We start from the raw sequence: 12,100 nt of genomic DNA on the forward strand, positions 1-12,100 counted from the left end.
AGACCGCACGGCCGTCGCGCGCAGGAGCGCGGACGCCCAAACGGTACGAGGGAATTTTCGACGGCTACAACAATCTGGGCAGTTATGCCAAGGCGTTCGACGAGATGTTCGACGCGCAGGGCAACGTACGCGGACCCTATAAAGGCATCTACGCCGAGCTTGCTCCCTCGGATGCCTCCGAGCTCGAGGCGCGCGCCGAGGCGCTCGGCCGGGCGTTCATCGACCAGGGCATCACCTTCTCGCTGTCCGGTCAGGAACGCCCGTTTCCGCTGGACCTGGTGCCGCGGGTGATCTCGGCGGCGGAATGGTCGCGCCTCGAGCGCGGCATCACCCAGCGCGTCAAGGCACTCGAGATGTACCTCGAGGACGTCTACAGCGAGCAGCACATCCTGCGCGACGGCGTCATCCCCCGCCGGCTGGTCACCTCCTGCGAACACTTCCACCGCGAGGCCGCGGGCATCATCCCGCCCAACGGGGTGCGCATCCACGTCGCCGGTATCGACCTGATCCGCGACGCCAAGGGTGATTTCCGGGTGCTCGAGGACAACCTGCGCTCCCCATCCGGGGTGTCCTATGTGATGGAGAACCGCCGCACGATGGCGCGGGTGTTCCCGAACCTGTTCGCCACCCATCGGGTGCGTGCGGTCGGCGACTACTCCGCGCATCTGCTGCGGGCGCTGCGCAATGCGGCCGCCCCGAACGTCGCCGATCCGACCGTGGTGGTGCTGACGCCGGGGGTCTACAACTCCGCGTATTTCGAACACTCACTGCTGGCCCGGCAGATGGGCGTCGAATTGGTCGAGGGTCGCGACCTGTTCTGTCGCGACAACACCGTCTACATGCGCACCACCGACGGCGAACGCCAGGTCGACGTCATCTACCGGCGCATCGACGACGCGTTCCTCGACCCCATGCAGTTCCGGCCGGACTCGGTGCTCGGCGTCGCGGGCCTGCTCAACGCGGCGCGCGCCGGCAATGTCGTCATCTCCAGCGCGGTCGGCAACGGCGTCGGCGACGACAAGCTGGTCTACACCTACGTGCCCACGATCATCGAGTACTACCTCGGCGAGAAACCGTTGCTGGCCAACGTCGACACCTACCGGTGCTGGCTCGACGACGAACGCGAAGAAGTGCTCGACCGGATCGGCGAACTGGTCGTCAAGCCCGTCGAGGGCTCCGGCGGCTACGGCATCGTGTTCGGGCCGGAGGCCTCGGAGAAGGAGCTGGCCGCGATCGCCAAGAAGATCGGCAGCGATCCGCGCCGCTGGATCGCCCAGCCGGTGATGCAGCTGTCGACGGTGCCTACCAAGATCGGCGACAAGCTGGCGCCGCGGCACGTCGACCTGCGGCCGTTCGCGGTCAACGACGGCGACGAGGTGTGGGTGCTGCCCGGCGGCCTGACCAGGGTCGCGCTACCGGAGGGGTCGCTGGTGGTCAACTCCAGCCAGGGCGGCGGCTCGAAGGACACCTGGGTGCTGGCGACGCGGACATCGGTGGCCGACCGCGAGCTGGCCGCCGCCGAGCTGGTGCGGTCGCTACCCAGAACGGTCAAGGGCCAAAAGTCCGACAACGGCGCGGAGGTGTCCTCGGCGCAGCAACAGCAGACGCAGGCCTCGCCGTCGCCGGGACTACAGCAGAGCCAACAACAACAGCAGTAGGAGTCGACGATGTTGGCGCGTAACGCTGAATCGCTGTACTGGATCGGCCGCTATGTGGAACGCGCCGACGACACCGCACGCATCCTCGACGTGACGGTGCACCAGCTGCTCGAGGATTCCAGCGTCGATCCGGATCAGGCGTCCCGGACACTGCTGCGGGTGCTGGGCATGGAGGCACCCGACAGCGAGCTCGACGTGTGGTCGCTGACCGACATTGTCGCGTTCAGCCGCGACAGGCAGGGCGGCTGCTCGATCGTCGACGCGATCTCGGCCGCACGGGAAAACGCCCGCGGCGCACGCGAAGTCACCTCAACCGAGATCTGGGAATGCCTGAACACCACCTACAACGCACTGCCCGAGCGTGAGCGGGCCGCGAAACGGCTTGGCCCGCACGAGTTCTTGTCCTTCGTGGAGGGCCGTGCCGCGATGTTCGCCGGGCTGGCCGACTCGACGCTGAGCCGCGACGACGGCTACCGTTTCATGGTGCTGGGCCGCGCCATCGAGCGCGTCGATATGACGGTGCGCCTGCTGTTGTCCCGCGTCGGCGACAGCGCGTCCTCACCGGCCTGGGTCACCCTGTTGCGCTCGGCCGGTGCCCACGACACCTACCTGCGCACCTACCGCGGGGTGCTCGACGCCAACCGGGTCGTCGAATTCATGCTGCTGGACCGGCCTTTCCCGCGGTCGATTTTCTACTCCCTGCGGCTGGCCGAGCACAGCCTCGACGAACTGCAAAAGCGTCCCCACAACCGGCTGGGCGCCACCGCCGAGACGCAGCGGTTGCTCGGCAGGGCGCGCAGCGAGTTGGAGTTCCTCCAGCCCGGGGCGTTGCTGGAGTCACTCGAAGAGCGCCTGGCCGGCTTGCAGAAGACGTGCCGCGACGTGGGAGAAGCGTTGGCGCTGCAGTACTTCCACTCCGCGCCGTGGGTGGCGTGGCACGACGCCGGGCGCAACGGGTCGCTGGTGATCGAAGAAGGCGAGATCTAGATGTGGCGGATGCGGGTCGTGCACTCGACCGGCTACGCGTACAAGTCGCCGGTGACCGCCTCGTTCAATGAAGCCCGGCTGACGCCGCGGTCGGACAACCGGCAGAACGTCATCCTCAACCGCGTCGAAACCGTCCCGGCCACCAGGTCGTATCGCTATGTCGACTACTGGGGCACCGCCGTCACGGCGTTCGACTTGCACGCCCCGCACACCGAGCTCGAGGTGACCTCGTCGTCGGTGGTGGAAACCGACCGCGGGGAGATGCCGACGACCGAGGTCAGCTGGGAGGACCTGCATTCCGAGGCGGTGATCGACCGGTTCGACGAAGTGCTGAGCCCCACCAGGTACACCCCGGAGAGCAAACGATTGCAGCGGGTGGGGGAGCGCATCGCCAAGTACCACGATCCACAGGAGACGGTGATCGCGGCCGCACACTGGGTGCACGGTGAACTCGACTACGTCAAGGGCACCACGGGCGTGCACTCGTCGGGGCTGGATGCGCTGCGGGAAGGAAAGGGGGTCTGCCAGGATTTCGCCCACCTGACGCTGATCCTGTTGCGCAGCATGGGGATTCCTGCCCGCTACGTATCGGGGTACTTGCACCCCAAGCGCAAGGCCGTGATCGGGGACACCATCGACGGGCAGAGCCACGCGTGGATACAGGCCTGGACGGGCGGTTGGTGGCACTACGACCCGACAAACGACGCCGAGATCAACGAGCAGTACATCAGCGTCGGCGTGGGCCGGGACTACAAAGACGTCAGCCCGCTCAAGGGCATCTACACCGGCGAAGGGTCCACCGACCTGGACGTCGTTGTGGAAATCACCCGGCTGGCTTGACGCGCACGCAGCGCCGAAACTGAGCCTGTGATCGAGATTTCGGCCAAACTTCGCACATAAGTCAGTTTCGACGCCCATCACCGTCGGCACACGCCGGGATGGACTTTCCACGCGGTGTAGGTCATCGCCCAGTTCGATCTGTCGCGCGAACGCCGACGCGGCCAGCTCCCGCCACTCGTCTTCTTGGCCCGGCGCGATGCCGGGCACGTAGTGGGTGAGGATGAGGATGCCCACCCCGGCCCGGGTGGCGGTGGCGGCGGCTTCCTCGACCGACGAGTGATAGCGGCAGATGTCGCGGATCCGCTGCTGTGGCAGGGATTCGATGAGGTCTTTGCGAATCACCGTGTGCACCAACGCTCCCGCGCCCGCAGCCAGCGCGTCGAGGCTCTCGCAGGGCACGGTGTCACCGGCGAGCACCACCGACGCGCCGTCGTGCTCGATGCGAAAGCCGACGGTCGGCGCGACCGGCCGGTGATCGGTTGGGGCCGCACGGATCTGCACGCCGTCGCGGTCCCACACCACACCGTCGGCGTACTCCTGGACAGCCACCGACGGCGGCGCGGTGAGGTCGGCGTGGTGGGCGATCCGGTAGCCGATATCGAACGAGAATGCCTTCAGCGTCGCGTCGACCACCTCGGCGGTGCCGGGCGGGCCGATGATCGGCAACGGCGGCGGATCGGGTGCGAACGTGCTGACCCACCGGGTGATCAGCACGTCGCCGAGGTCGGCGATGTGGTCGCTGTGCAGGTGGGTGAGCAGCAGGGCGGTCAGCGCGTTGGCGCCGACGCCGATCGCCGCGGCCCGCTGCAGCACCCCGCGCCCGCAATCGACCAGGAATGTCTGTCCGCCCGCGCGGATTAGCGTCGACGGGCCGGCCCGCCGCGGATCGGGAAGGGGACTGCCGGTGCCGAGCAGCGTCACCTCGATCATGGGCCCAGGTATACCCGCCGCCCCGCGGGAATGTGCCGCTATTCGCGCCCGGCCGACACCCACGTCAGGTCGGCATAGCGCTGACCCGAGACCGCCGCGCCATAGGCCGCGTCGCCGCGCACGCTCGGCCGGCCGGCGGCGCGGTCGGCCGGGTTTGTTGTGATGCCGAATTTGGTTGCCAGCGTCACCTCGTCGCGCCGGTCGGCGAGCAGCTTGGCGATGAGGCGTTCGTTGGCCCCGCCGCCATAGATGTTGGCGGTGTCGATGAACGTCACCCCGAGATCGAGACAACGATGCAACGTGGCCAATGACTCGGCGTCGTCGACCTCACCGTAGACCGGAGTCAACGCCATGGCGCCGAAACCGATTGCACTGACGGTTAATTCGTCGCCGAGGGTGACTGTGGGCACGGAGTTCGCATTGGTCCTGGTCAATCCCAGCGGTCAGCCGGGCGAATCTATTCCGTCGTCGCTCAAAATCGTGCCCTTTCGCAGCGGCCTCTACGGACTTAGCCTGGTGTGAGTTACCTCACGAGCGGAGGCTTCGATGCGTATCGCGGACGTGTTGCGGAACAAAGGCGCAGACGTGGCGACGATAGCTCCCGACAAGTCGGTCAGTGAACTGCTTGCGGGGCTCGCCGAGCGCAACATCGGCGCGATGGTGGTGATGGGGCCCGACGGGTTGGTTGGCATCGTTTCCGAGCGCGACGTGGTGCGCAAACTGCACGAACAGGGCGCCGACCTGTTGTCGCGGCCGGTGTCGGAGATCATGACGACACTGGTGGCGACATGCAGCCCGGGCGACTCCGTCGATTCCCTCAGCGCGCTGATGACGAAGAACCGTGTTCGCCACATTCCCGTCCTCGACGGCGGCCGACTGGCCGGCATCGTCAGCATCGGCGACGTGGTCAAGACCCGGATGGAGGAGCTGGAGTTGGAGCAGGAGGCGCTGCAGGCCTACATCACGCAGGGGCGCTGAGCCGCCGGTGCCGACCGATATCGGCGTCCGCCGACCCGACAAGGCCGACGTGCGCGCGGTGGCCGCCACGCTGGGCCGCGCCTTCTACGACGATCCGGTGATGACCTGGATGCTGCCCAACGCCGCCCGCCGGGCCAAGGGGCTGCCGCGGATGTTCGCGGCCATGACGCGTCATCATTTTCTCGCCGGCGGCGGGGCGGAGGTGGCGCACCGGTCGGAGCAGATCGGCGCCGCGGCGCTGTGGGATCCGCCGGGCGCGTGGAAGCACTCCAGGCGCGAGGAACTGCGGATGCTGCCCGGCATCATGCTCGCGATGGGCGGTCGTGCCCGGCGCAGTATGCAGGTCACCGAGCTGATGAAGCAACACCACCCCGAGGAGCCGCACTGGTACCTCGCCGTGATTGGCAGCGATCCGTCGGTGCGCGGCGGCGGTTTCGGGCAGGCGCTCATGCACTCACGCCTGGACCGGGTCGACGCCGAGCACGCGCCCGCCTACCTCGAATCGAGCAATCCGGACAACATCCCGTACTACAACCGGTTCGGCTTCGAGCTCAGCGGGGAGATCAAGCTGCCCGAGGGCGGGCCCAGCCTGTACCCGATGTGGCGGGCGGCGCGCTAGCTCCAGGAGTATTCGGCACGCAGCCGGGCGGCGACGATCTCGAAGCGGTCCCGGTCCAGAATCGCGCCCTCGCGGCGGATGCTCTCCTCGGGCACATCGAGCACCCGGTCCAGCCGCACCCAGCTGTCGCGGCCGTCGTAATCCCAGGTGCCCGACCCGATACCGACCCAGTTCGGGTCGTCATGGTGGTGGTCCTGGCTGGACAGCATCAGGCCGAGCAGCATCTGGCGGTCGCGGCCGACCACCAGCACCGGGCGGTCCTTGCCGCGCGTCGGGTCGTCTTCGTAGACCACCCACGTCCACACGATCTCTCCGGGATCGGCACGGCCGTCAAGATCGGGGGCGTACACCACCTTGCGGGCCCGCTGCGCGGTGGGAACGCTGTGCTTGGTCACCGGGCGGCCGGCGGTGATCTGTTGGGGCGCCTCGTCGGAGACGCCGGTCAGCGCGTCGATGCCGAGCTTGATGCCCTGCTGAATGGTGCGCGGCAGGGTCTCGGGGGTCTGCAACTGGCGGATGAACTTCGGCGCCTCGTTGAACACCAGGTTCTCGGCAAAACGCTGAAACGTCTTCCACGGCGACGTCATGATTCGAGCATAAGCGAGTCCGCCGTCGCGCGATTGTGTCGACGAGGCCCTGCATAGATACGCTGGAGGCACCCCAGACTGACCCCTACCAGGAGATTCCCATCAGCAGCTTCGCCGACCAGACCTTCACCGCGCCGGCGCAGATTCGGAACTTCTGCATCATCGCCCACATCGACCACGGCAAGTCGACGCTGGCAGACCGGATGCTGCAGCTCACCGGCGTGGTCGACGACCGCACCATGCGCGCGCAGTACCTGGACCGCATGGACATCGAGCGGGAGCGTGGCATCACCATCAAGGCCCAGAACGTGCGGCTGCCGTGGAAGGTGGACGGAACGGATTACGTCCTGCACCTGATCGACACGCCGGGCCACGTCGACTTCACCTACGAGGTGTCCCGGGCGCTGGAGGCCTGCGAGGGGGCCGTGCTGCTGGTGGACGCCGCCCAGGGCATCGAGGCGCAGACATTGGCCAACCTGTATCTGGCGCTGGACCGCGACCTGCACATCATCCCGGTGCTCAACAAGATCGACCTGCCCGCCGCCGACCCGGAGCGCTACGCCGGCGAGATCGCGCACATCATCGGCTGCGAGCCCAGCGATGTGCTGCGCGTGTCTGGAAAGACGGGTGAGGGCGTCGCCGATCTGCTGGACCACGTCGTGCGCGAGGTGCCGCCGCCGACCGGCGACGCCGACGCGCCGACGCGGGCGATGATCTTCGACTCCGTCTACGACATCTACCGCGGCGTGGTGACCTACGTGCGCGTCGTCGACGGCAAGATCACCCCGCGTGAACGCATCGCGATGATGTCCACCGGCGCGACCCACGAGCTGCTCGAGGTCGGCATCGTTTCCCCCGAGCCCAAGCCGTCGGCGGGCCTTGGCGTGGGGGAGGTCGGCTATCTGATCACCGGTGTAAAGGACGTCCGCCAATCCAAGGTCGGGGACACCGTCACCACTGCGCGTCACGGCGCCAAAGAAGCCCTCACCGGATACCGCGAACCCAAGCCGATGGTGTACTCCGGGCTGTATCCCGTCGACGGCTCGGACTATCCGAATCTGCGCGACGCGCTGGACAAGCTGCAACTCAACGACGCCGCGTTGACCTACGAGCCCGAGACGTCGGTGGCGCTCGGATTCGGTTTCCGCTGCGGCTTTTTGGGGCTGCTGCACATGGAGATCACCCGCGAGCGGCTGGAACGCGAATTCGACCTCGACCTCATCTCGACGTCACCCAACGTCGTGTACCGGGTGATCCAGGACGATGGGACGGAGAAGGTCGTCACCAACCCGTCGGACTGGCCGGCCGGCAAGATCCGCACCGTGTACGAACCGGTGGTGAAGACGACGATCATCGCGCCCAGCGAGTTCATCGGCACCATCATGGAGCTCTGCCAGTCCCGCCGCGGCGAGCTCGGCGGCATGGACTATCTGTCGCCTGAGCGCGTCGAGCTGCGCTACACAATGCCGTTGGGCGAGATCATCTTCGACTTCTTCGACTCGCTGAAGTCGCGCACCCGCGGCTACGCCAGCCTGGACTACGAGGAGGCCGGCGAGCAGGAGGCCGATCTGGTCAAGGTGGATATCCTGCTGCAGGGCGAGGCCGTCGACGCGTTTTCCGCGATCGTGCACAAGGATTCGGCGTTCGCCTACGGCAACAAGATGACCACCAAACTCAAGGAACTCATCCCGCGCCAGCAGTTCGAGGTGCCGGTGCAGGCCGCGATCGGCTCGAAAATCATTGCCCGCGAGAACATTCGCGCCATCCGCAAGGACGTGCTGTCCAAGTGCTACGGCGGTGACATCACCCGCAAGCGCAAACTGCTGGAGAAGCAGAAAGAGGGCAAGAAGCGGATGAAAACCATTGGTCGGGTGGACGTTCCGCAGGAAGCCTTCGTCGCGGCGCTGTCCACCGACGCCGGCGGCGACAAGGACAAAGCCAAGAAGTGACCTACATCGGGGCGTTGGCGGGCACGAACACCCCGGAGCTGTCCGCCTCCTCCTCCGCGCGGATGACGTGCACCACCGCGTTGATCAACGCCAGATGGGTGAACGCCTGCGGGAAGTTGCCCAAATGCCGGCCGGTGCGCGGTTCGATCTCCTCGGCGTACAGGTGCAGCGGGCTGGCGAACGACAGCAGCCGTTCGCACAGATGCTTCGCCCGGCTCACCTCGCCGATCTCCACCAGCGCCGACACCAGCCAGAACGAGCAGATGGTGAACGTGCCCTCCTCGCCGGAGAGCCCGTCGTCGGTCTCCTCGACCCGGTAGCGCAGCACCAAGCCGTCCTCGGTCAGCTCGTCGGCGATGGCCAGCACGGTGGCGCGCACCCGGGGATCGTCGGCGGGCAGGAACCGGGTCAGCACCGCCAGCAGCAGTGAGGCGTCCAGCGCGTCGTCGCCGTAGCGCTGGGTCAGCACGCCGCGGGAGTCCACGCCGTTCTTCAGCACGTCGGCCTTGATCTCCTCGGCGATGGCCCGCCACTGCTGCGCATAGCTCTTCTCGCCCTGCAGCTCGGCGAGTTTGGAGCCGCGGTCCAGCGCCACCCAGCACATGATCTTGCTCGACGTGAAGTGCTGCGGCTCGCCGCGCACCTCCCAGATCCCGCGGTCCGGTTCACGCCAATGCTTGATGGCCTCTTCCACCTGACCCTTGAGCACCGGCCACAGCTGATCGGACATCTGCTCGCGTGACTTCGCGTGCAGGTACACCGAATCGAGCATGGTGCCCCAGATGTCGTGCTGGCGTTGGTTGTAGGCGCCGTTGCCGATCCGCACTGGACGCGCGTTGTCATACCCGGACAGGTGAGGGAGTTCCTCTTCGACGAGGCTGCGTTCACCGCCGACGGCGTACATCACCTGAAGCGGGTGGCGCTCACCGTTGTTGACGCCGGACACGTCGGCGATGAACGCGAAGAAGTCGTCGGCCTCGCGGTCCAGACCCAGCGTGTACAGACCCCACAACGCGAACGTCGAGTCGCGCACCCATGCGTAGCGGTAGTCCCAATTTCGTTCGCCCTGAGGCGTTTCCGGCAGCGACGTCGTCGGCGCCGCCAGCAGCGCGCCGGTCGGCGAGTAGGTCAGGCCCTTCAGGGTGAGCGCGCTGCGCTGCAGATATGACCGCCACGGGTGGTCGGGGAAGTTGCCGATGTTGATCCACTGGCGCCAGCACTCACTGGTCGCCCACATCTTGTCGGCGGCCTCGTCGTAGGTCTGCGGCACCGGATGCTTGGACCACGACAGCGCGACGAAGACGTTGTCGCCCTCTTTCATCCGGGTGCGGGCGCGCGCCTCGCGGCCCTCCAACCCGATGCGCAGGTTGGTGGTCAGCCGCAAGGTGGGATGCGAATCAGGGTTCTTGGTCGCCCGGGCGATCGCCTCGCCGTACGCCTGGGCCGAATACTCCCAGCTGGCGCTCACCCGGTGATAGTCGAACGCCGGCTCGCAGTTCATCACCAGCTCGACCGTGCCGCTCACACACCGCACGGTGCGCAGCAGGATGTGCTCGGCGTCCCAGTCCATCGGGGTGCGCCGATGGGTACGCGAGCGGGTTTCGATGTCGTGCCACGGGCCCATCACCAGCGCGTCACGGACGATCAGCCAGCCGGTGTGCGTCTGCCACGTCGTCTCCAGGATCAGGCTGCCCGGCAGGTAGCGGCGGGCGGCCGGCACGGACACCCCGTATGGGCCCAGCCGGAAATGTCCGGCCCCGCGGTCCAGGATCGCGCCGAACACGCTGGGGGAGTCGGGCCGCGGCACGCACAGCCATTCCACCGAACCGGCCGAGGAGATCAGGCAGGTGGTCTCGCAGTCGGACAGGAATGCGTAATCGGCGATCGGGGGAAACGGATTGCGCAACGACGAGCTCGGGGCGTACGGCACGGGCGCCGTCACGGTCAGCGGCGCCTGGGGCGCGCGGTCGGCCGCGGCGGCCTTGCTCGCCGCCTCGGTGGACTCTGTCTGTGGCAGGACCATGCGGACATCATCGACTCCCGACCCGCCCGGCGTCCACTCATCCGCCCGCGTGGCGGCGTTGCTGACTTATCGACGGGCGAACACGGGCGTGTGCTGCGGGAAAGGACCGATCGCCACGGCCGATCCGAGCAGCGTCTGCAGGGCAGCCGATTTGTTGACGGCCCGCACCGCGGCCGGTGCCTCGGCCGGGCGGTCGGTGCTGCCCGGGGACACCGCGACGGCGATGACGCGCGCGTGGACCACTCGCTGAGCGCCCTGTATCAGCGCGGTCGGCAGCCACCGCCGCGCCTGGACCGTGGCGAGGTCGCGGGTCGGCACGCGTCCACCGCGCAATGGGGCCGCCAGCATGCCCGCGGCGGCGACGGCGTCGGCCACGGCGAGATTGATGCCCACCCCGCCGACGGGGGACATCGCGTGGGCGGCGTCGCCGATCAGCAACAGCCCGTCGGTGTACCAGCGGCGCAGCCGGTTGAGCTGGACGTCGAGCAGCTTGACGTCGTCGAACGATTTCAGCTCACTCACCCGGTCGGCCAGCCAGGGCACCAGCTCGACCACGCCTTGGTGCAGCCGCTCGATGCCCTGCGCCCGCAGCTGCGCGTCGCTGCCCTTCGGAATGATGTAGGCAATCTGGAAGTAGTCGCCGCGGTCGATCACGATGCAGGCATGCCCGGCGCCTAGCACGCCGGCCAGCCCGGGCGGATCGCCGTCGTCTCTGGGCAGCCGGAACCACCAGACGTCCATCGGTGCGCCGAAACTCTTCGGCACCAAGCCCATTGCCGAGCGCAACGTCGACCCGCGACCGTCGCACGCGACGGTCAACGAGGCGCGCATCTCGCGGACGGTGCCCGACGAGTCGCGGTAACTCACCCCCGTCACCCGCGACCCGTCGCGCAGCGGCCCGAGCACCTCCGTGCTGCGCATAAGCCGGAACGTCGGCTCTTTTTGGGCGGCCGTCGCCAGCAACTCCAGGAAATCCCACTGCGGCACCAGCGCAATGTGCTTGTGCGGGCCGGGAATTCGGCGTAGATCGATATCCAGCGGAGTGTCCTGAACCTGCAGCCGGAGCGTGTCGATCAGCCGGTGCGGCACCTGGGCGAACTTCTCGGCCAGGCCGAGCTCATCGAGCAGTCGCAGCGTGCTGGCATGCACCGTGTCGCCGCGGAAGTCCCGCAGAAAGTCGGCGTGCTTTTCCATCACGGTGACGTCGATGCCGGCGCGAGCGAGCATCAGCCCCAGCATCATTCCGGCCGGCCCACCGCCGGCAATCACACAGGTGCACCTATCCGCCGACGACACCCACCCATATTGGCATCACATACGCTGGCCGGATGGACGCATTCCTCAACTGGTGGGACGGCGTCGAACTGTGGCTGACCGGGTTGGGATTCCTCGCCCAGACCATCGTGGTGATGCCGGTGGTGCTGGCCTTGGCATATGGCATCGCGGTGATTCTGGACGGGGCGTTGGGCAATGGCATTCGGCTGCTGCGCCGGGCGCGTCATGACGACGAGGATCAATCGTGACCGGCA

The 12,100-nt window shown here is 67.4% G+C and carries 10 protein-coding genes and 2 pseudogenes; 7 read left to right on the plus strand and 5 right to left on the minus strand.

Annotation, left to right across the window (positions count from 1 at the left end):
* Nucleotides 1–53 precede the first annotated feature (53 nt).
* The 3 genes from CWS39_RS15680 to CWS39_RS15690 are packed head-to-tail and all read left to right on the plus strand — an operon-like array spanning nucleotide 54 to nucleotide 3,485.
* Nucleotides 54–1,658: a circularly permuted type 2 ATP-grasp protein gene (locus CWS39_RS15680; RefSeq protein ID WP_233213532.1), complete on the plus strand. Its 1,605-nt coding sequence runs from the start codon at nucleotides 54–56 to the stop codon at nucleotides 1,656–1,658.
* Nucleotides 1,659–1,667: 9 nt separating this feature from the next.
* Complete coding sequence (locus CWS39_RS15685) at nucleotides 1,668–2,645, plus strand: alpha-E domain-containing protein (RefSeq protein WP_102143859.1); 978 nt, start codon at nucleotides 1,668–1,670, stop codon at nucleotides 2,643–2,645.
* On the plus strand, nucleotides 2,646–3,485 hold the full coding sequence (locus tag CWS39_RS15690) for a transglutaminase family protein (RefSeq protein WP_102143860.1): 840 nt from the start codon (nucleotides 2,646–2,648) through the stop codon (nucleotides 3,483–3,485). It begins immediately after the preceding gene.
* Nucleotides 3,486–3,575: 90 nt separating this feature from the next.
* Here the strand turns inward: CWS39_RS15690 and CWS39_RS15695 are convergent.
* Together CWS39_RS15695 and CWS39_RS15700 are read right to left on the minus strand one after the other, a co-directional pair.
* A pseudogene (locus CWS39_RS15695) lies at nucleotides 3,576–4,415 on the minus strand (ribonuclease Z); the annotation flags it as partial.
* A 101-nt stretch (nucleotides 4,416–4,516) separates the two neighbouring features.
* Nucleotides 4,517–4,825: pseudogene (locus CWS39_RS15700) on the minus strand (aldo/keto reductase); the annotation flags it as partial.
* Between the two features lie 136 nt (nucleotides 4,826–4,961).
* Between CWS39_RS15700 and CWS39_RS15705 the strand changes: the two are divergent.
* Entirely contained in the window at nucleotides 4,962–5,393 is a 432-nt protein-coding gene (locus tag CWS39_RS15705) for a CBS domain-containing protein (RefSeq protein WP_102143861.1), read from the plus strand.
* A gap of 7 nt (nucleotides 5,394–5,400) precedes the next feature.
* The gene (locus CWS39_RS15710) at nucleotides 5,401–6,012 is read left to right on the plus strand and encodes a GNAT family N-acetyltransferase (RefSeq protein WP_233213529.1); all 612 of its coding nucleotides are present in this window, start codon (nucleotides 5,401–5,403) and stop codon (nucleotides 6,010–6,012) included.
* Here CWS39_RS15710 and CWS39_RS15715 read toward each other — a convergent pair.
* Nucleotides 6,009–6,599, minus strand: coding sequence for a type II toxin-antitoxin system PemK/MazF family toxin (locus CWS39_RS15715; RefSeq protein ID WP_102143862.1), 591 nt, complete (start codon nucleotides 6,597–6,599; stop codon nucleotides 6,009–6,011). The genes CWS39_RS15710 and CWS39_RS15715 overlap by 4 nt on opposite strands.
* 32 nt (nucleotides 6,600–6,631) lie before the next feature.
* On the opposite strand from CWS39_RS15715, the gene lepA reads away from it, so the two are divergent.
* Nucleotides 6,632–8,548 (plus strand): translation elongation factor 4, encoded by a 1,917-nt coding sequence (lepA, locus tag CWS39_RS15720; protein ID WP_102143863.1) that lies wholly within the window; start codon nucleotides 6,632–6,634, stop codon nucleotides 8,546–8,548.
* 1 nt (nucleotide 8,549) lies between these two features.
* Here lepA and CWS39_RS15725 read toward each other — a convergent pair whose 3' ends face one another.
* Nucleotides 8,550–10,571 carry a glycoside hydrolase family 15 protein gene (locus tag CWS39_RS15725; protein ID WP_102143864.1) on the minus strand — a complete coding sequence of 674 codons (2,022 nt, stop codon included), beginning with the start codon at nucleotides 10,569–10,571 and terminating at the stop codon, nucleotides 8,550–8,552.
* A 66-nt stretch (nucleotides 10,572–10,637) separates the two neighbouring features.
* Entirely contained in the window at nucleotides 10,638–11,813 is a 1,176-nt protein-coding gene (locus CWS39_RS15730) for an FAD-dependent oxidoreductase (protein ID WP_102143865.1), read from the minus strand.
* Between the two features lie 86 nt (nucleotides 11,814–11,899).
* Between CWS39_RS15730 and CWS39_RS15735 the strand changes: the two genes are divergently transcribed.
* The gene (locus CWS39_RS15735) at nucleotides 11,900–12,094 is read left to right on the plus strand and encodes a hypothetical protein (protein WP_102143866.1); all 195 of its coding nucleotides are present in this window, start codon (nucleotides 11,900–11,902) and stop codon (nucleotides 12,092–12,094) included.
* The last annotated feature ends 6 nt before the right edge of the window (nucleotides 12,095–12,100 follow it).

This window comes from Mycobacterium hubeiense, assembly GCF_002838065.1.
Lineage (GTDB): Bacteria > Actinomycetota > Actinomycetes > Mycobacteriales > Mycobacteriaceae > Mycobacterium > Mycobacterium hubeiense.

Bases quoted from the DNA above. Each gene is read 5' to 3' on its own strand.
- CWS39_RS15690 (WP_102143860.1), top strand. From the start codon at position 2,646: ATGTGGCGGATGCGGGTCGTGCACTCGACCGGCTACGCGTACAAGTCG.
- CWS39_RS15730 (WP_102143865.1), bottom strand. From the start codon at position 11,813: ATGATGCTGGGGCTGATGCTCGCTCGCGCCGGCATCGACGTCACCGTG.
- CWS39_RS15725 (WP_102143864.1), bottom strand. From the start codon at position 10,571: ATGGTCCTGCCACAGACAGAGTCCACCGAGGCGGCGAGCAAGGCCGCC.
- CWS39_RS15705 (WP_102143861.1), top strand. From the start codon at position 4,962: ATGCGTATCGCGGACGTGTTGCGGAACAAAGGCGCAGACGTGGCGACG.
- CWS39_RS15715 (WP_102143862.1), bottom strand. From the start codon at position 6,599: ATGACGTCGCCGTGGAAGACGTTTCAGCGTTTTGCCGAGAACCTGGTG.
- CWS39_RS15735 (WP_102143866.1), top strand. From the start codon at position 11,900: ATGGACGCATTCCTCAACTGGTGGGACGGCGTCGAACTGTGGCTGACC.
- CWS39_RS15685 (WP_102143859.1), top strand. From the start codon at position 1,668: ATGTTGGCGCGTAACGCTGAATCGCTGTACTGGATCGGCCGCTATGTG.